This is a genomic window from Mycobacterium lentiflavum, from assembly GCF_022374895.2.
In the GTDB taxonomy this organism is placed as follows: domain Bacteria; phylum Actinomycetota; class Actinomycetes; order Mycobacteriales; family Mycobacteriaceae; genus Mycobacterium; species Mycobacterium lentiflavum.
Window position 1 is genome coordinate 713,082 of the sequence record NZ_CP092423.2, and the last position, 18,634, is coordinate 731,715.

The window sequence follows — 18,634 nt, forward strand, 5'->3', positions numbered from 1 at the left end:
CGGTATAAGTCAAGTCAGTAGAGCTGCAGGGAATTCGGCGGAAGGGTCCAGGGGAAGCGATATGGACAGCGCCATGGCGCGGGCAAATCGATCGGGGGACGATGCTGGAATCGCCGATGGGCTGACCCGACGCGAACACGACATCCTGGCCTTCGAGCGTCAGTGGTGGAAGTTCGCCGGTGTCAAGGAAGACGCGATCAAAGAGTTGTTCTCGATGTCGGCAACGCGGTACTACCAAGTGCTGAACGCGCTAGTGGATCGGCCAGAGGCGCTGGCCGCCGACCCGATGCTGGTGAAGCGGTTGCGGCGGCTGCGGGCCAGCCGTCAGAAAGCGCGTGCAGCGCGGCGCCTCGGCTTCGAGGTGACCTGACTAGCTACAGTAGGGCTCGATGAAAGAGCGTGTTCCCGATTCCACGGGGCTCCCACTGCGGGCCATGGTGATGGTGCTGTTATTTCTCGGCGTCATCTTTTTGCTGCTCGGGTGGCAGGCGTTGAGCTCCTCCGGGAAGTCCGACGACGACTCGGCCTCGTCGGCCTCGAGCGTGACCAGCACCAGCAGCACCGCCGCGTCGACCTCGGCGAGTCCGAAGCCCGCGGCCACCGATGCCGACATCCACGTCTTCAACATCTCCGGCAAAGAAGGTATTGCCGGGCACACCGCGGACCAACTGAAGGCCGCCAACTTCAAGGTCATCGACGTCGGGAATCTGACGTTGCCCGAAGTGACCGTCACGACCGTGTACTTCACCGACGCCGGTAACGAGCACGCCACCGCGGACGCGGTCGGCAAAAACCTGGGCGTTCCAGTCGAACCCCGCATCCCCGCGCTGAGCGGAGAACCGCCCGGCGTAATCGTCTTGGTCGCGGGCTGACTCGGAGTCGTGAGCCGGGTTAGGCTCTCGCTATGCCTACGCTTGCCGGTCACCGCAATGTCGTCGTCACCCTGTCCGCACTGTCCGCAGTCACCAGTGTCGTTTTGCTGAGTGCGTGCTCGTCGCCCCAACACGCGTCGTCGGTCCCGGGAACCACCCCGGCCATCTGGACGGGATCACCCGCGCCGTCGGCAACCCCGGGAACCGCGAGCGAGGGCAAGCGGAGCATCACGACCCATCTGCGCGCGCCCGACGGCACCCAGGTCGCGACTGCGACGCTCGACTTCGCGAACGGCTACGCCACCATCACGATCGCGACGACCGGGGTGGGTCAGATCGCGCCCGGCTTCCACGGCGTGCACGTCCACAAAGTCGGCAAGTGCGAGGCCAACTCGGTTGGCCCGACCGGCGGTGCGCCCGGCGACTTCCTTTCCGCGGGCGGACATTTCCAAGCGCCCGGCCACGCAGCCGAGCCCGCCAGCGGCGACCTCACCTCGCTGGAGGTTCGCAAAGACGGTGCCGGGACGTTGGTGACCACCACTGACGCCTTCGCGATGGACGACCTGTTGACGGGTGAAAAGACCGCGATCATCATCCACGCGGGTGCGGACAACTTCGCCAACATCCCGCCGGAGCGATACAGCCAGACCAACGGGACGCCGGGCCCGGATGCGATGACGATGAGCACTGGTGACGCTGGCAAGCGAGTGGCGTGCGGTGTCATTGGTGCCGGCTAACAGGACCTTTAGCAAGGGCGAGGCGCATATCGATTTCGCCCGGTCGCCGCGGCCGACGCTCGGCGTGGAGTGGGAGTTCGCCCTCGTCGACGCGCAGACTCGCGATCTGAGCAACGAGGCCACCTCCGTCATCGCCGAGATCGGCGAAAACCCGCGTGTGCACAAGGAATTGCTGCGTAACACCGTCGAGGTGGTGAGCGGCATCTGCGATTGCACCGGGCAGGCGATCGAGGATCTGCGCGAGACGTTGGGTCCCGCTCGCCAGATCGTCCGGGCTCGCGGCATGGAACTGTTCTGCGCTGGGGCACACCCGTTCGCGCAGTGGAGCACCCAGAAGCTCACCGATGCGCCCCGCTACGCCGAGCTGATCAAGCGCACCCAGTGGTGGGGACGCCAGATGCTGATCTGGGGTGTGCACGTGCACGTGGGAATCTCGTCGGCGCACAAGGTGATGCCGATCATGACGTCACTGCTGCGCTACTACCCGCACCTGCTGGCGCTGTCGGCGTCGTCACCGTGGTGGACAGGTGTGGACACCGGATACGCCAGCAACCGGGCCATGATGTTCCAGCAGTTGCCTACCGCCGGGCTGCCGTTCCAGTTTCAGACTTGGCCGGAATTCGAAGGGTTCGTCTATGACCAGAAGAAGACCGGCATCATCGACCACGTCGACGAAGTCCGTTGGGATATAAGACCTTCCCCGCACCTGGGCACACTCGAGGTGCGAGTCTGCGACGGCGTGTCCAACTTGCGTGAGCTGAGCGCGCTCGTCGCGCTGACACATTGCCTGGTGGTCGACCTGGATCGCCGGCTGGAAGCCGACGAGTCGCTGCCCACGATGCCGCCGTGGCACAACCAGGAGAACAAGTGGCGTGCGGCGCGCTACGGCCTGGATGCGGTGATCATCCAGGACGCCGACAGCAACGAGCGCCTGGTCACCGACGACCTCGTCGATGTGCTGAACCGGTTGGAGCCGGTCGCCAAGTTGCTGCACTGCACCGACGAACTCGCGGCGGTGGAGGACATCTGGCGCCACGGTGCTTCCTATCAGCGACAGCGGCGGGTGGCCGAAGAGCATGACGGCGATTTGCGTGCTGTCGTCGACGCGTTGGTGGGCGAACTGGAGATCTGATGGAGTTGGCGATGTTTCCGCTGGAGGCGGCGTTGCTGCCGAACCAGGATCTGCCGTTGCGCATCTTCGAGCCACGCTACGTCGCACTGGTGCGGCATTGCGTCGACACCGGCGAACCGTTCGGCGTGGTGTTGATCGCGCGCGGTCGTGAGGTCGGCGGCGGCGATGCGCGCTGCGACGTCGGCGTCCTGTGCACGATCGAAGAATGCGTCGAGCAGGGCGCCGAGCGGTACGCTGTGGTCTGCCGGACCGGCGAACGCATTCGGGTGTCTGAGTGGCTGGCCGACGATCCCTACCCGCGGGCATCGGTGCAGCCGTGGCCCGACGAACCCGGCGATGCGGTCACCGTGGCACAGCTCGTCGACATCGAAGACCGGATGATGGCCCTGTTCGAGCGGATCGCCGAAGCGCGCGACACCATGCTGCCGTACCGCGAGGTACTGCTGGGCCCCGACGATGCCGACGCGGGACAGCGGCTGTACACGTTGGCCACTCGTATCCCGATCGGCGCGGCCGACCGCTATGCCGTGCTGGCGGCGCCGTCGGCGGCCGACCGGCTCGCAGCACTGAGTGAGGCGGTCGACGCGATCGCCGAGATGGTGGAGTTCCAGTTGTCGGAGTAGCGGTGTGCTTTCCTATAGGGAAACTGATTGCGCGACTGGACGGTTGAGTGAAAGTACATCTGCAAGTAAATGGATCGCCCACCGGCGCGTCGGCGAGCGCAGCCGAGATCGTCGAGACGGGCGCCGACGGCCTGTTCACCTTTGAGGGTCAGCACGATGTGTTCTTTCCGCTGCTCATCGCGGCCAGAGAGACCAACCTGGACTTGATGACCAACGTCGCGATCGCCGCGCCACGCAGTCCGCTGCACATGGCGCACGCCGCTTACGATTTGCAGGTTTACAGTGGCGGTAGGTTCCGGCTCGGGCTGGGCTCGCAGATCAAGGTCCACATCGAAAAGCGCTACGGCAGCACCTGGCATCGGCCGGCGGCGCGGATGGCTGAAACCATCGCCGCGATCAAGGCGATCTTCGCGGCGTGGGAAGGCCAGTCCCCGTTGAACTTTCGCGGTGAGTTCTTCACCCACACCCTGATGGCGCCCAACTTCAACCCTGGCCCGAACCCGTTCGGGCCGCCGCCGGTGCTGATGGGGGCACTGGGCCCGATCATGACGCGCACCGCCGGCGAAGTTGCCGACGGCCTGCTTGTCATGCCCTTCAACAGCGCCCGCCACTTCGCCGACCGCACCGTCCCCGCGATTAACGAGGGACTTCGCCGTTCGCAGCGCTCCGCCAACGATTTTCAGGTGATCGCCCAGGCGATGGTCGCGGTCGGCAGCAACGAGGGGGACCTGGCGGCCGCGGTAAACGGCGTCGCGTCGCTGATCGCCTTCTACGGGTCCACCCCGGCCTACCTGCCGGTGCTCGAGGTGGAGGGCTGGGCGGAGGTCCAGCCGGAGCTCAACGCGCTGTCCAAGCAGGGCCGCTTTGCCGAGATGCGCGCCCTGATCACCGACGATATGGTGGCCCGGATCGGAATAGTCGGGACGCCTGAGCAATGCGCGCAGCAGATCGCGGAGCGGTTCGGCGATCACGTCGACGAAGTGTGTTGCTACTTCCCCTACTACACACCGATTCACTCAGATCTTGCCGGCCTGATCGACGCCCTGCACCGCAGGCCCGCGTGGCGATGACTAGCGACGTGGTGACCGATGTCGACGCGGGCGTGGCGGTCCTCACGCTCAATCGGCCCGACCACCTCAACGCCTACACCGCCGACATGGGTACGCTGCTGAGCCGGGCGTACCAGGAGTGCGACGAGAACGACGACGTCCGGGCCATCGTGGTCACCGGGGCGGGCCGGGCCTTCTGCGCCGGCGCCGATTTCTCAGGCGGCGCAACGCCGTTCGACCGCCCCGAAGACGGTGCCGGGTTTTCCGCGTCGCCCATCGACCCGCCGGCGTTCGAATTGCGCAAACCGGTGATCGCTGCCGTCAATGGGCATGCCATCGGCATCGGCCTGACGATCGCGCTGCAGGCCGATATCCGCATCGTCGCCGAGAGCGCCAAATACGCTGTGGTGCAAGTGCGCCGGGGAGTGATACCCGATTGCATGGCGCATTGGACACTAGCGCACCTGACCACTCTCGGGGTCGCGGCTGAGGTGCTGCTGACCGGGCGTACGTTCGACGGGCCCGAAGCCGTTGCGTACGGTATCGCGAATCGGGCGGTGCCCGCCGCGCAGGTGCTCGGCACCGCGCTCGAGATGGCCCGCGACATCGCGGTCAATGTGGCGCCGATGTCAGCGGCATTGTGCAAGCGGCTGTTGTGGGACACCGCGATTCAGGGATACACGCCGCGACAGGTCGCCTCGCTGGAAACGCAGTTGCACCACCGCGTGATGGGCACCCCCGATGCGAGTGAAGGAGTCGCCGCGTTCTTCGAGCGGCGGGCCCCGCGGTTCGGCTCGCAGGTGTCACGGGACTGGAAAGCGTTGCCGGAGCCGTGAGTACGTGCGTCGGCGTCATACGCCGGCACAAATCTTCTCGGAGAGTAGCCAGAATTCGGCGGCGCGCTGTCCGTCACGCGCGTACGGGGCGACGTTTTCGCTGATTGCGCAGTCTTCCAGGTACAGCGCGCCGCGGTCGGCCAGCTCGGGGCTCACCGCGGCCCACACCTGGGTGGCCGCACCCTGCTCGGGAGTGGAGAAGTCCAGACGGCCGTCGCTGGACTGGCCGCGCCGTGCGCTGTTGTCCACGACGAGCTTGCGAAGGTCGGAGAAGTCCTCGCGTGACATGTATCGCGCCAGTGAGGTGGCGACGGTGCCGGGGTGCACGGCGTAGGCGCGAATCCCGAAGCCACACAGCCGCCGATCGGCTTCGATCGCGTGCAGGATGTTCGCCGTCTTGGAGGCGCCGTACGCCACGAACTTGTCGTAGTCGCGACGCTCCCAGTTGGGATCACCGAAGTCGACGTCGCCCATCACGTGGCCCCCGGACGACAGGATCACCACCCGGGCGCCCCGCGCGGCCCTCAGCTGCGGGACCAGCAACCGGGTCAGCTCGAAGTGCCCGAAATGGTTTGTCCCGATCTGCAATTCGAACCCGTCCCGGGTGCGGCCGAACGGGGTGAACATGACGCCGGCGTTGTTCATCAACACGTGCACCGCCGGCGCGATGTCGCCGATCGCCGCCGCCGCCGCGCGAACGCTGGACAGCACGGTGAGGTCGAGTTCGACGGTCGAGGCCGCCGCGCCCGGCACTTCGTCCCGCACCCACTGGGCGGTTTCGGTCAGCGCATCCCGGTTGCGGGCGGCCAAGATCACGTGGGCGCCCGCGGCGGCCAGCGCTCGTGCCGACTCCCGGCCCAGGCCCGAGGAGGCGCCGCTGATCACACATACCTTGCCGGACAGGTCGATTCCCTCGACGACCTGCAGCGCGGTCCGACGACCACTCATCGGCGGCGCGCTGCCGTACTCGTCATCGCGCCAGCCTAGAACAAGGCTTCAGCGCCGGACGGTCAGGTTACCGCCGCGGCTTCGGCCTCGGCGAGAGCGGATTCGGTGGCGTGACGTGGATTGACGACGCAGACGGTGGCGATCAGGGCGGCGATGAAGAACAGGGCCGCGGCGATCTGCAGCAACCGAGCGAAACTGGCATCGGTGAGCGTGCCCGCGGCGATCAAACCCACGCTCGCCACGGCGGTCAGCGCCGACGTACGTCCCACCGCGTTTTGCACAGCCGCCGCGATTCCGCTGCGGGCCGCGTCAACCGAAGACAGGTTCAACGCACCCAACGGTGTTGTGATGAGGAGCAATCCAATGGCCAGCACCGTCGTGCCGGGCAGCAGATGCGTGACGATGTTGAAGCCGGCACCGGGTCGGATCAGCAGCAGTCCCAGCCCGGCCAGGATCGGGCCCGCCGTCAGGAACACGTGAGGTCCGATGCGCGCGGCCAGACCACCGACGCGTTTGGCGAACAGAAAAGACAGGATCGGGTTGGGCAGGGTGGCCAGGGCCGCGACCGTCGCGCAGTAACCCGCGACCTCCTGGGTGTACAGCGCGACCGCGAGGGAGGCCATGGCGATGGCGCCGTAGACGAACGCGGTGACCAGGTTGGCGGCGGCGAAGTTTCGGACTGTGAACAAGCGCAGCGGTATGAGCGGGTGCGGGGCGCGCCGTTGCCAGCTCACGAACGCCAGCAACGCCGCGATCCCAACGATCAGCGTGGCGATGATTCGGTCGGACCAGCCGTGCTGCCCGGCCTCGATCAGCGCATCGACGGTGGCGGCCAGCCCGATCGAGGCCAATATCGCGCCGCGGACATCGAGGCCGGCGCGTTGGGTCGGTCGGGGCACCGGGCACAGCCAAAACGTCAAGGCGAAACCGATGACGATCGGGACGGCGGACAGCGCATAGATCCATCGCCAGCTGAGCAGGTCCACCGCCAGTCCGCCTAGCAGCGGGCCGATCGCGAAGGCGGTACCGGTCCAGCCGGTCCAGGTTCCGATGGCTTTGTGTCGGTCCGTGGGGGCGAAGGTGGAGTTGATCATTGCCAGCGACCCGGGCACCAAAAACGCCGCGCCCAGCCCCTGGACGACACGGCCCGCGATCAGCATCCCCGGCGAAGCCGCGGTGGCCGCCAGCACCGAACCGGTCCCGAAGGTCGCCAGCCCGAAACGCATGACCGGCACTCGGCCGAACAGATCGGAGATGGAACCACCCGGCAGGATTGCGGCCGCCAAAGCCAGCAGGTAGCCGTCGACGACCCACTGCTGCAAGCACAGGCCTCCGCCGAGTTCGCGCTCGGTGGCCGGCAGTGCCAGGTTCACCACGGTGCTGTCGAGGAAGGCGACCATCGACACCATGACCGCCACCAGCATGACCCGACTGGTGGGCGCCGTCTCACGCAACTGGGCGAGCCATCGTGCCCGGGGTACGGGTCGCATGGCCGCGCGAGGCGGTTGGGTCACGAGCATGGCGGCCTCGCGGGGCGGTTGCTCATCCGAGTCCTCCTCGAGGCGCCGGAGCGTGTTGGGCCGACGGCCTCTTCAGCATGATGTATGCGAAGTGGTTACGGTCCAGCGCCGCGAAGCGTTCAGGCCGAACTCATATGACTGCCGCTCGATGTGGATCGGGCGCGGCCGCGCGTTGCATCAGCCGCGGTGCCACGACCCGATGCAGCGGGGCGACCACGGCCCAGACCATGCGAGCGGCGAGTCCGCGGCGATAGTGCACCCGAGTGGTGAGCGTGGCTCGCCGACCGTCCTGGCGTCGCAGCGTCAGCTCGCCGCGCATCAGCGGCCCGCGCGCGGCGAGCACCACCTCGTCGGGTTCCGATTGCACGATCTGCCAGCCGATCAGGTGCTCGGGCGACGGACGCGGGTGCAGCTGAAATCGCAATACGTGGCGGTGGATCCACAACACCGCACCTCCGCCGGGCTCATTGCGGAGCGCGTCACGAAACATCTGTTCGGCGGTGCGCGCATCGCCGTGCCGGATCGGGACTTCGAAGACGTCCGTGTAGTCGGATGCGGTCCGGCCGGTCTCGGTCTGCGCGCGCAGTGCGGTGGCCGCAACGCGTTTCAGCGTCCTGCGCGTCACAACCCGGTGTGCGCCGGTGCCGATGACCAGGGCGCGATAGATCCTTCCGTGCACGCCCGGGAAGGCAGCCCACGTGGTCGCGCGCATGCGGGTGCGGTCCGCGGCTTCGGCCTCCAACTCGAACACCCATCGGTAGACCGCGAACAGGTGGCGGCCCTTGAGTGCGAAGCGGTCGGGCGCGCGTGCTTCGTCGAGCACGAATCCGATTGGCACGCTTGCCGGGTCGTGCGGGTCGCGACACATCGCCCGCAGCAGCGCCGACCACGTGTCTGCCCGATTCGCGTCGATGGTTATGGCATGCTGATCGATATAGGGTAATCGTTCCATATAGAAGGAATGTACTAGATCATGGCACCTCCGCGGAAGCATGAAACCGATGTGATCCTCGACGCAGCCCGAGCGCTGGTGCTCGACGGCGGACCGCGCGCGGCCAGTGTCGCCGCGATCGCGAAATCCAGCGGCGCGCCGGCCGGCACGCTGTATCACCGCTTCGGCAACCGCGACGGCATCCTGACCGCGGCGTGGTTGCGCGCGCTGGAACGCTTCCAGTCTCGGGCGATGGGCGCAGACGCCGATACGCCGACCGAAATCGCGGTGGCGATGGCCGTGTCGGCGATCAGCTTCGCGCGCGAACTTCCGCAGGACGCGCGGCTATTGCTGACCATCCGTCCGGCTGACCTGCTCGACGACGAGCCCGACGCGCAATTCCAGGAGACGGTGGCCGCGATGAATGCGCCGCTGATCGATCGGGTCGGGGTGCTGGCTCGCAAACTCTATGGGCGCAGGGATTCCCGGTCCGTCGACGCTGTCTCGCGGGCGATCGTCGACCTGCCGTATGCCGTCGTCCGGCGGCACGCGCGCGACGATCCGATGCCGTCCTGGCTGGAGGCTGATGTCGCGGTGTCGGTGCGTGCGGTGCTAGACAGCTTTGGCGAACGCGCGTAGCGACTCCACCTGCACGGGATCCAGGGAGGGCCGCACGTTGTTGCGGGCCGCCTCGAGGTCGGCCGCGGTGACTTCGGCGGCGTCGATGGAGCGCCGCATCGCGGTCAGCGCGGCCTCGCGCAGCAATGCCACGCAGTCGGCCGCGCTGTATCCGTCGAGTTCGGCGGCGATGTCGTCGAGATCGACATCCGTGCTCAGTGGGATGGATTTGGCTGCGGTGCGCAGGATTTCGCGGCGGGCGGCCGCGTCGGGCGGCTCGACGAACACCAGCCGCTCCAGACGGCCCGGGCGCAGCAGTGCGGGATCGATCAGATCGGGCCGGTTGGTGGCGCCCAGCACCACGACGTCGCGCAGCGGGTCGATGCCGTCGAGCTCGGTCAGCAACGCGGCCACCACGCGATCGGTGACGCCCGAGTCGAAGCTCTGCCCACGCCGCGGCGCCAGCGCGTCTATCTCGTCAAGGAACACCAGCGACGGCGCCGAATCCCTTGCCCGCCGGAACAACTCGCGGACCGCCTTCTCCGAGGCGCCCACCCATTTGTCCATCAGTTCGGAGCCCTTGACCGCATGCACGCTCAGCTGCCCGGTGCTGGCCAGCGCGCGGACCACGAAGGTCTTGCCGCAGCCCGGCGGCCCGTAGAGCAGCACTCCGCGTGGTGGATCGACACCGAGACGCGTGAAGGTGTCGGGATGTTGCAGCGGCCACAGCACCGCCTCGGTCAACGCCTGTTTGGCTTCGATCATGTCGCCGACGTCGTCGAACGTTACGTTTCCGACGGTCAGCTCCTCGCTCGCCGAGCGGGACAGCGGCCGGATGACGCTCAGCGCGCCGACCAGATCGTCCTGCTGCAGCGTCGGCGGCCGGCCGTCGGCGCTGGCCCGTGACGCCGCCCGCAGCGCCGCCTCGCGCACCAGGGCGGCTAGGTCAGCGGCCACGAAACCTGGTGTGCGGCCAGCGATTTCATCGAGATCCAGTTCGCCGGCGGGCGCGGACTTCAGCAGCGTCGTCAGCAGTGCTTTTCGGGTCGCGCCGTCGGGGAGCGGCAACCCGAGTTCCCGGTCGCACAGCTCGGGGGAGCGCAGCCGCGGATCGAGCTGGTCGGGTAGCGCAGACGTGGCGATCAGCGCTACGCCGTCGGTGGCCACCGCGGTACGCAGCTCGGCGAGGATCAGGGCGGCCACCGGCTCGGGGGTCGCCGGCAGCAGCGCGTCGGCATCGGTGATCAGCAGCACGCCGCCGCCGTCCCGAATCGCGGTCACCGCGGCGGCCACCGACTTGAGCCGATCTTCGGCCGCCAGCGCGCCCACCGCCGGGCCGTCGAGCTCGACCACCCTGCGGCCCGCGCATACCGCGCGCACCATCGTGGTCTTGCCGACACCGGCCGGGCCCGATATCAGGACGCCCAAATTCGTGCTGGCGCCAAGGGTTTTCAGTAGATGAGGTTCATCGAGGGCGAGTTTGAGCCATTCGGTGAGCTTGCGGGCCTGTGCCTGTGAGCCCTTGAGATCGTCGACATGGATGGTGGGGTTCGCGACGCGGATCTGTTCTGACCGAGACGCCGCAGCGCTGATCGGGACCCCGTCGCCCCAGGAGACCTGCGAGTTCGGCTGCACGCTCACCGGTCCGTCGGGGTCCACGCCGGTGACCGTGAGCAGCTCGGAGGTCCAGCCGATCCCGACCGACGACGCCAGCGCCCGGCTGGCTGCCGACGTCGAGGTGCCGGGGCCGAGGTCGCGGGGCAGCAGCGACACCGCGTCGCCCACGGTCATCACCTTCCCGAGCAGCGCCTGTCGCAGCGTCGCCGAGCTAATCGACTGAATGGCGAGCGACGAGCCGTTCAGTGTCACCGATCGTGCGCCGTACACCGTGACCGCGCTGACGATCACCGCCGTGCCCTCGCGCAAGCCCGCGTTGGACAGCGTCACGTCGTCGAGCAGCACCGTGCTCACCGGGATCGCCGTTTCGGCGAGCCCCACCACCGCCGCGGTGGTTCGCGATCCCGTCAGCGACACCGCATCCCACTCCCGGATGCCAAGGGCGGCAACGGCGTTCGGGTGCATTCGGACGACGCCGCGGCGCGAGTCGACGGCTGAAGTGTTCAGCCGGGCGGTCAGCGTGAGCTGTCCGGACCCCGCGCCGGGATCCGTCATGGCAAGCGTCCACCCGGCTTACGCAACCCCAGCCGCGCCATCGATCGTCCGCCGGGTCGTCCCAGCCGGACAATGGGGCGCCGGCTGGGCTGCGCGCGGCGGTTGGCTCGCCGCACCGCGCGCCGTTGCTCGGGCTTTTCGCCCCACACCTCGGGGTGCGCGGCCAGCCAGCGCTGGTTGCGCACCGCGAAGGGGACGTGGCACAGGTAAGCGATGATGATGACCCAGATTAGGACGTACGGGGCCAGCACCGCCGCCGCCGCGCAGATCGCGAGGATGGCCAGCAGCGGCGCCGCCCAGTTCGGTGGCACCGCCGCGGCGTGCATCTTGCGCATCGGGATTTTGCTGATCATCAGCATTGATGTTCCGGTGATCCAGACGCAGAGGAACACCGTGGACGACCACCAGCCATCGCCGAACTGCAGCTTGAGCCCGATGAGGCCGATCATCGAGATCGCGCCGGCCGGCGCGGGCATTCCGACGAAGAACTCGTGCGCGTAGGCGGGCTTGGATCCGTCGTCCTGCAGCGCATTGAACCTCGCCAGCCGCAGCACGACGCAGACCGCGTACAGCAGCACAACCATCCAGCCGGCCGGCGACGTCGACAACAGCGTCACGTAGAGCACGATCGCCGGAGTCACGCCGAAGTTCACCGCGTCGGCCAGCGAGTCGATCTCCTCGCCCATGCGCGACTGCGCGTCCAGGATGCGGGCCACCCGGCCGTCCAGCCCGTCGAGGATCGCCGCGGCGGCGATCAGCGCCATCGCCGCCTTCGGCTGATGCTCGAGCGCGAACTTGATCGACGTCAGTCCCGCGCAGATCGACAGCACCGTCATCGCGCTGGGCAGGATCTGCAGGTTGACCGCCCGGCCCCGAATCTTGTTGGTCATCGCAGGTCGGCCAATACCGTCTCGCCGGCCACCGCGCGCTGCCCAACCGCGACGATCGGCTGGCTGCCCGGCGGCAAGTAGGTATCCAGCCGGGAGCCGAACCGGATCAGGCCGTAGGTGTCGCCGATCGACAGCTGGTCCCCGACGTGCGCGTCACAGACGATGCGGCGCGCGATGAGCCCGGCGATCTGTACGGCGACCACCTCGGCGCCATTGTCGGTCCGGATCCGCACACTGGTGCGCTCGTTCTCGTCGCTCGCCGACGGCAGGTCGGCCGACCCGAAACGGCCGGGGCGGTGTTGCACGGCGATCACCTCGCCGCCGACTGGGGCGCGCTGCACGTGGGCGTCCAGGATCGACAGGAAAATGCTGACCCGCGGCAGCGGCGCGTCGCCCATGCTCAGTTCCGCGGGCGGGGCCGCGGAGTCGACCAGGCAGACGACGCCGTCGGCGGGGGCGACCACGACACCGGGCCGCGTCGGGGGCACCCTTGGGGGGTGCCGGAAGAACGCAGCGCAGGCGCCCGCGGCCAGCAGACCGACCCGGCGCGGCCATCGGTGGTTGCGTCCGACCAGCGCGAGGGCCAAGCCGGCGGAGATGAACGGCAGCCCCGCGGGATGCACCGGCGGAACGGTTTCGCGCACCAACTCGAGCATGTGCCGTGCGCTGACGGTAGGGCCCTGGTAGGACAGGCCTTCGTCAGCGGAATGGCGGGGGCGTCGTGCCACCCGCGTCATCTTACGGAGCCCGGGTGGCGGGCCGCTTCGTGCAGGCCGGCAATGGAAGCATCGGTCTATCACACGCATAGGGGGTGTACGGATCTCGACTCAATCGCAGACTCGTGACCGCGCGGCGACGCGGCTGCGGCGCGCAAAATTGACCGTCGCCATCGTCTTCACGGCTCACGCGGTGCTGGCCTCGGCCTGGGTCGCGTATATCCCGCAAGTCAAAGCTCAGCTCGGGCTTTCCAACGCGGCGCTCGGCACCGCCCTCTTCGGTGTGCCGTTGGGTTCGGTTGCGGCGATGATCTTTTGCCATTGGGCATTGCCCCGGTGGGGCAGCCACCGGCTGGTTCCCGTCACGCTTGTCGGCTACGCCCTCGCCGGGGCGGCTATCGGGCTGGCCTCCGGTGAGCTGGCGCTGTTCCTGACGCTGACGGTGTGGGGTGTCTTTCAGGGTGCGCTGGACGTCGCGATGAACACTCAGGCCGGCACCGTCGAGCGGCTCGCCCGGGCGCCGATCATGGCCCGCTTCCACGGCATGTGGAGCACCGGTGGATTGCTCGGCGCCAGCACTGGAGCGGCGTGTGTGGGCGCCGGAGTCGGTCTTACCCCGCTGCTGGGGGTGGTGGGGGTCGTCGTCCTGGTTGTCGCGGTACCGTTCCTGCGTTACCTGGTACCCGACCAGGCAACGTCCGACGGTTCGGATACGCGCTCCGCCAAGCGCTTTGGGTTGACGGCGGCGGTTTCCGTCCTGGCGTTGGTGTCGTTCGCGTCATTTTTGTCCGAGGGCGCTGCGGCCGACTGGTCGGCCACCTACTCGCGCGACGTCGTGGGGGCCAGCCCGGGCGTGGCCGCGCTGAGCTACGCCGCGTACACGTTGCTGATGGTCGTCACCCGGTTGGGCGCCACCGGCCTGCAGGCGCGGCTTTCCGCGCGCCGGCTGCTGCCGGCACTGGCCGTGTTCGCGGCGATCGCGATGTGCGTAACGCTGGCGCTGGGCAACCCCGTTGTCACGGTGATCGGGTTCGCCTGCTTGGGCGCCGGCGTGGCGCTGTTGGTGCCGACCGCGTTCAGCTCCGCCTACTCGGCGGGCAACGCGGGTTCGGCCATCACGATCGTGGCCGCCAGCGGCTGGCTGGGTTACCTGCTCGGGCCGCCGCTGATCGGTCATCTCGCCGACTGGATCGGGTTGTCGGCGGCGTTGGTAACCATTCCCGTGATGGTCTGCGTGGCCGCAATCGCGATCCGCGCCACCACCGCGTTCAACGCGGCCGACGAGTTCCATCGGCAGGCTTAGCTCAGATCCCAGACCTGCAGCTCGGTTCCGGCGGCCACCTCCACGACATCCTCGGGGATATCCAGTAAGCCGTTCGCGGAAGCCAGCCACCGCAGATGGTGCGAGGCCGGCGGGCCGTAGCTGAGCACGCTGCCGTTGTCGAGAATCGCGCGCCGGAATTGGCGTTTACCTTTCGGCGAGGTCAGCGACTCGGCAAGCACCGCGGGCCGGTGCGGGCGGTGCGGATTCGGCAGGCTCATCGCCGTGCGCAGCGCGGGACGGATGAACACCTCGAAGGACACCAGCGCGCTGACCGGGTTGCCGGGCAGGGTGACGATCGTGGTGCCGGCCACCCGGCCGATGCCCTGCGGCATCCCGGGTTGCATTGCCACCTTGACGAATGCCACCCCTTCACCGCCTTGCATGCCGTCCGGGCCGAACGCGTCCTTGACGACCTCATAGGCGCCGGCGCTGACGCCGCCGCTGGTGATGATCAGGTCGGCCTCGGGCGCGTGCCGATCCAGGATGGAGCGCAACTGCGCGACATCGTCTTGGGCGGTCGCGACGGCGATCACCTCCGCGCCCGCCTCACGCACGGCCCCGGCCAGCATGATCGAGTTGGACTCGTAGATCTGTCCGGGCTGCAGCGAGGTGCCCGGCGTCACCAGCTCCGTCCCGGTCGAGATCACCAGCACGCGTTGCCGCGGGATCACCGGCAGCCCCGGCAATCCCAGCGCCGCGGCCAGGCCCAGCACCGCCGGCGTGACGACCTGACCTGCGCGCAGTACGGTGGTGCCCGGCGCCACGTCTTCGCCGGCCCGGCGGATGTGCTTGCCGGGCTCCGAAGGTGCGCGGATCGCCACCGACTCCACGCCGCCGTCGGTATTCTCCACCGGCACAACGCCCGTCGCCCCCGCCGGCATCGGCGCGCCGGTCATGATTCGGTGCGCGGTTCCGGGTTGCAGCGTCAACTGATCGGTGCGCCCGGCGGGAATGTCCTCGGCGACCGGCAAGACGACCGGCCGGTCGGGTGCGGCGCCCTCGGTCTCCTCGGCGCGCACCGCGTATCCGTCCATCGCGGAGTTGTCGAAAACCGGCAGCGCCAGCTCGGCGATCACGTCGTCCGCCAGCACCAGGCCCTGCGCCTGCGTCAGTGGCACCGTCACGGCGGGGCGGGCGTTGATCATGGCAGCTACGACGCGCTGATGTTCCTCGACTGACCGCACCCGGCCATTATCGGCCCTCGGATTCCGGAGCCGACGCCGGTGGTCGCGGCGTCGGAAACTCATCCTCTGCGATCCGTGCCGGCCGACGTAGAGTCGAGAACGTGATTACCGGGTTGGCCCACACCGGGGTGTGCGTACCGGATTGTGAGGCCGCGGTGGCCTTTTACCGTGACGTGTTAGGCCTGCGTGTGCTGTCGCCGCCGTATGTGATGGCCGGTAACGCCATTCGCAACGACATGGGTGAGCTGGTGGCCGATCCCACGATGAAGGCCGCCATCGTCGGCTTCGGCGACGGCAGCGATCGCGTCCTCGAGGTGATCGAGTACCTCAACGTCGATGGTGGCCCTCCTGACGGCCGGCGTGGCGCCGGCAGGGCCCTCACCGACCACGGGCTCTCGCACGTCGGGCTGATCTGTGAGGATCTCGAGGCCACCCGCGCCGAACTCGAGGGCAAGGGAGTCCGGTTCCTGGTGAGCGGAACCGCCGACGTGGCGCGAGTGCGCACCACCTGGTTCGTCGATCCATGGGGCGTGGTGTTCATCCTGGTGGAAAAGAGCCGGCCCGAGCGACCCTACTTCGCGCAATGGGACTGAAGCCGCGCATCGGGGTCATCGGCGCCGGCGCCGGCGGCATCGCGATGGGAATCCAGCTCGCCGAGGGCGGCTACGACTTCACCATCTTCGACCGCGCCGACGGATTCGGCGGTACCTGGCGGCACAACACGTTTCCGGGTGCGGCCTGCGACGTGCCGTCGCATCTGTACTCGTACTCGTTCGCGCTGAACCCGCGATGGAGCAAGACCTACGCGAACCAGCCCGAGATCCTGGCCTACCTGGAACGGGTTGCCGCCGAACACGGGTTGGGCCCGCACCTGCGGCCCCACACCTCGATCACCACCGCGCAGTGGTCGGACAGCCGCCGACGCTGGACGCTCGTCACCGGCGACGGCGATCAGCACGAGTTCGACGCCGTGGTCAGCGCCGTCGGAATGCTCGACGTGCCCAACGTTCCGGATATTCCAGGGGCGCAGCGGTTTCGGGGCAGGCGATTCCACTCCGCGCGGTGGGATCACAGCAAGTCGACGGCAGGTGAGCGGGTCGCGTCCATCGGCACGGGCGCCAGCGCGATTCAGTACGTCCCGGCGATCGCCCCAAAAACTGCACATCTCACCGTTTTTCAACGAACACCGATCTGGATCTCTCCCCGATTCGATTTTCCGTTCACCCCGGAACAACACGCAGAGTTCGAACGCAATCCGGCGGCGGTGCAGAAGTTGCGCGACGAGGCATTTGACGCCTACGAGTCGTCCAGTTTCGACGTCGACGCGAATCAGACGCGCGAGGCCACCGAGCTCGCTCGCAGTTACCTGATGCGCAAGGTCGCCGATCCTGAGCTGCGCGCCAAGCTGACGCCGGACTACCCGGTGGGCTGCAAGCGGCCGCTGATGTCCCGCGAGTGGTACCCGACGTTTGGATTGCCGAACGTCAGCCTGGAAACCAGCGCGATCGCCGAGATCACCGAACGCGGGGTGCGCACCGCCGACGGCGTCGAGCACCGCGTCGACACCATCATCTACGGCACCGGCTTCAAAGCCGCCGATTATCTCGCCAGCATCGACGTGTACGGGAGCGGCGGCCGTGCGCTGCGCGACGACTGGAGTGACGGCGCGGAGGCCTACCTCGGCACGTTGATCGCCGGATACCCGAACTTCTTTACGCTCTACGGCCCCAACACGAATGGCGTCAACTCGATCATCTACATCCACGAGGCGCAGACGACCTTCATCCGGCAGATGCTCGACGTGATGCGTGGTCGCGGGGCGCGCACCATCGAGGTCACCGAGGATGCGCAGCGCCGCTACAACGCCGAGATCCAGGCCGCGATGGAGGGCAAGGTCTGGCTGGCCTGCACCAACTACTTTCGCCATCCCAGCGGCAAGGTCGTCACCCAACTGCCCTACAGCGGGCGGACCTTCTTCGAGCGCACCCGCACGCTGGTGGACGAGGACTACGAGCTGCGCGCGTAGTTGTCGGTGAACTGGTTGCGTAGCCACCCGATCATCATCGGTACCACCTCGGGAGCCTTGCTCATCGCGACGTGACCGGCGCCCTCGATCAGGTGCACCTCGGTGTTCGGGCGGCCCTTGAAGACCAGGGTGTCCGATTGCGGGATGAAGTAATCGTCGGCGCCGTTGACGACCAGCATCGCAGAATTATTCTGCTGGGCGAGAAGATCTGCTCGGTTCAGTTGACCGATGCCGGCGCTGAGCTCATCCAGGGTGGGGGAATGGTCCCAGTGCATGGCGTTGCCGAGAATGTCGTGCATTCCGTAGGGCAGTTTCTTGACATTCTTCGGCTCGAAGGAGTCGACAACCGGGCCGCCGAGATCGATTGCAGCGTCTACGATCCCGGACAATCCAGACATCGCGGCGAAGTTACCGCCGAATGAGGCGCCGAAGTGCGCCGTCCGGCCGTCGCCGAGTGTCCTTGCATAAGAGGCGATTCCGTGGATCACCTGGTCGGCGTGCTGATCGAGCGGAATCGTGGTTTCGCCGGTGCCCGGGTGGTCGAAGGCCAGCGTGGACACCCCGGCGTTCATCGTAAACCCGACCCACCACGGGTGGATGTCCATCTTCCAGGTGTCCACCCCACCGCTGGCGATCAGCACCGGCCGCGCCGCATAGTCGCCGTCGGTGGAGTACAGGTGGACGGGCACCTCGACGGTGCCGCCGCGATAGGGGACGGTGATGATGCGGCGTTCGAAGCGCACCGGGAAATCCGGCGCGGCCAACTGAAATTGCTCGAGCTGGTCGCGCATTGCCTGCACCCGGGCTTGATCGGTCAGACACGGGAACTTCGCGCAACCATAGACCAGCGACGCCATGTGGTGGTCACCGCGGTAGGCGTATTCGTTTGCCAGCTTCGACCATTCGTAGGTCCAGCCACCCGGCGCGTCGGTCCACATGTCGGTGACGGCTTCGCGGACCCGTTCGATGTCCTCGAGCGGAATACCGAATTTCTCGAACTGGTGCGTGCGGTCCTCGAACATGTCCGCGGCGTCGATGTCGTAGGTGTACATGGGT

19 protein-coding genes are annotated in these 18,634 nt (G+C 67.7%); 11 read left to right on the top strand and 8 right to left on the bottom strand.

What is annotated here, in order from left to right; all coding sequences use genetic code 11:
- The first annotated feature begins 61 nt into the window (after positions 1-61).
- From napA to MJO58_RS03465, 7 genes are read left to right on the top strand one after another with little or no spacing between them, the layout of a single operon-like run.
- The gene (gene napA, locus MJO58_RS03435) at positions 62-370 is read left to right on the top strand and encodes a nucleoid-associated protein NapA (RefSeq protein ID WP_090599513.1); all 309 of its coding nucleotides are present in this window, start codon (positions 62-64) and stop codon (positions 368-370) included.
- A 19-nt stretch (positions 371-389) separates the two neighbouring features.
- A complete protein-coding gene (locus MJO58_RS03440) occupies positions 390-872 on the top strand; it encodes a LytR C-terminal domain-containing protein (RefSeq protein WP_239722018.1) in 483 nt (160 codons plus the stop codon).
- Between the two features lie 32 nt (positions 873-904).
- Complete coding sequence (gene sodC / locus MJO58_RS03445; RefSeq protein WP_239722019.1) at positions 905-1,609, top strand: superoxide dismutase[Cu-Zn]; 705 nt, start codon at positions 905-907, stop codon at positions 1,607-1,609.
- Positions 1,590-2,741, top strand: coding sequence for a glutamate--cysteine ligase (locus MJO58_RS03450; RefSeq protein WP_239723152.1), 1,152 nt, complete (start codon positions 1,590-1,592; stop codon positions 2,739-2,741). The genes sodC and MJO58_RS03450 overlap by 20 nt, the downstream gene beginning before the upstream one ends.
- Entirely contained in the window at positions 2,741-3,364 is a 624-nt protein-coding gene (locus MJO58_RS03455; RefSeq protein ID WP_239722020.1) for an LON peptidase substrate-binding domain-containing protein, read from the top strand. The genes MJO58_RS03450 and MJO58_RS03455 overlap by 1 nt, the downstream gene beginning before the upstream one ends.
- A 47-nt stretch (positions 3,365-3,411) precedes the next feature.
- Entirely contained in the window at positions 3,412-4,434 is a 1,023-nt protein-coding gene (locus MJO58_RS03460) for a TIGR03617 family F420-dependent LLM class oxidoreductase (RefSeq protein ID WP_239722021.1), read from the top strand.
- Positions 4,431-5,249, top strand: coding sequence for an enoyl-CoA hydratase/isomerase family protein (locus MJO58_RS03465; RefSeq protein WP_239722022.1), 819 nt, complete (start codon positions 4,431-4,433; stop codon positions 5,247-5,249). The genes MJO58_RS03460 and MJO58_RS03465 overlap by 4 nt, the downstream gene beginning before the upstream one ends.
- A 15-nt stretch (positions 5,250-5,264) precedes the next feature.
- On the opposite strand, the gene MJO58_RS03470 is transcribed toward MJO58_RS03465, so the two are convergent.
- The 3 genes from MJO58_RS03470 to MJO58_RS03480 all read right to left on the bottom strand — a co-directional run bounded on the left by MJO58_RS03470 (position 5,265) and on the right by MJO58_RS03480 (position 8,669).
- Complete coding sequence (locus MJO58_RS03470; RefSeq protein WP_239722023.1) at positions 5,265-6,197, bottom strand: SDR family NAD(P)-dependent oxidoreductase; 933 nt, start codon at positions 6,195-6,197, stop codon at positions 5,265-5,267.
- A gap of 62 nt (positions 6,198-6,259) precedes the next feature.
- Positions 6,260-7,711 carry an MFS transporter gene (locus tag MJO58_RS03475; RefSeq protein ID WP_259608741.1) on the bottom strand — a complete coding sequence of 484 codons (1,452 nt, stop codon included), beginning with the start codon at positions 7,709-7,711 and terminating at the stop codon, positions 6,260-6,262.
- Positions 7,712-7,847: 136 nt separating this feature from the next.
- Complete coding sequence (locus MJO58_RS03480; RefSeq protein ID WP_239722025.1) at positions 7,848-8,669, bottom strand: DUF2867 domain-containing protein; 822 nt, start codon at positions 8,667-8,669, stop codon at positions 7,848-7,850.
- Positions 8,670-8,690: 21 nt separating this feature from the next.
- Between MJO58_RS03480 and MJO58_RS03485 the strand changes: the two genes are divergently transcribed.
- Complete coding sequence (locus MJO58_RS03485; protein WP_090599547.1) at positions 8,691-9,287, top strand: TetR/AcrR family transcriptional regulator; 597 nt, start codon at positions 8,691-8,693, stop codon at positions 9,285-9,287.
- Here the strand turns inward: MJO58_RS03485 and MJO58_RS03490 are convergent.
- From MJO58_RS03490 to MJO58_RS03500, 3 genes are read right to left on the bottom strand one after another with little or no spacing between them, the layout of a single operon-like run.
- Complete coding sequence (locus tag MJO58_RS03490) at positions 9,261-11,438, bottom strand: AAA family ATPase (protein WP_239722026.1); 2,178 nt, start codon at positions 11,436-11,438, stop codon at positions 9,261-9,263. The two genes, MJO58_RS03485 and MJO58_RS03490, sit on opposite strands and share 27 nt — an antisense overlap.
- On the bottom strand, positions 11,435-12,328 hold the full coding sequence (gene pssA / locus MJO58_RS03495) for a CDP-diacylglycerol--serine O-phosphatidyltransferase (RefSeq protein ID WP_090599557.1): 894 nt from the start codon (positions 12,326-12,328) through the stop codon (positions 11,435-11,437). The genes MJO58_RS03490 and pssA overlap by 4 nt, the downstream gene beginning before the upstream one ends.
- The gene (locus MJO58_RS03500) at positions 12,325-13,056 is read right to left on the bottom strand and encodes a phosphatidylserine decarboxylase (RefSeq protein WP_420845308.1); all 732 of its coding nucleotides are present in this window, start codon (positions 13,054-13,056) and stop codon (positions 12,325-12,327) included. Before MJO58_RS03500 ends, pssA begins: the two co-directional genes overlap by 4 nt.
- A gap of 133 nt (positions 13,057-13,189) precedes the next feature.
- Here MJO58_RS03500 and MJO58_RS03505 point away from each other — a divergent pair, with 133 nt between their 5' ends.
- Positions 13,190-14,347 carry an MFS transporter gene (locus tag MJO58_RS03505; RefSeq protein ID WP_090599567.1) on the top strand — a complete coding sequence of 386 codons (1,158 nt, stop codon included), beginning with the start codon at positions 13,190-13,192 and terminating at the stop codon, positions 14,345-14,347.
- On the opposite strand, the gene moeA is transcribed toward MJO58_RS03505, so the two are convergent.
- Positions 14,344-15,552 (bottom strand): molybdopterin molybdotransferase MoeA, encoded by a 1,209-nt coding sequence (gene moeA / locus MJO58_RS03510; protein ID WP_239722027.1) that lies wholly within the window; start codon positions 15,550-15,552, stop codon positions 14,344-14,346. The genes MJO58_RS03505 and moeA overlap by 4 nt on opposite strands.
- A 101-nt stretch (positions 15,553-15,653) precedes the next feature.
- Here moeA and MJO58_RS03515 point away from each other — a divergent pair, with 101 nt between their 5' ends.
- A complete protein-coding gene (locus tag MJO58_RS03515; RefSeq protein ID WP_090599574.1) occupies positions 15,654-16,145 on the top strand; it encodes a VOC family protein in 492 nt (163 codons plus the stop codon).
- Entirely contained in the window at positions 16,136-17,578 is a 1,443-nt protein-coding gene (locus MJO58_RS03520) for a flavin-containing monooxygenase (protein WP_090599577.1), read from the top strand. The genes MJO58_RS03515 and MJO58_RS03520 overlap by 10 nt, the downstream gene beginning before the upstream one ends.
- Here the strand turns inward: MJO58_RS03520 and MJO58_RS03525 are convergent.
- On the bottom strand, positions 17,560-18,630 hold the full coding sequence (locus tag MJO58_RS03525) for an alpha/beta hydrolase (RefSeq protein ID WP_239722028.1): 1,071 nt from the start codon (positions 18,628-18,630) through the stop codon (positions 17,560-17,562). The genes MJO58_RS03520 and MJO58_RS03525 overlap by 19 nt on opposite strands.
- Between the last annotated feature and the right edge of the window lie 4 nt (positions 18,631-18,634).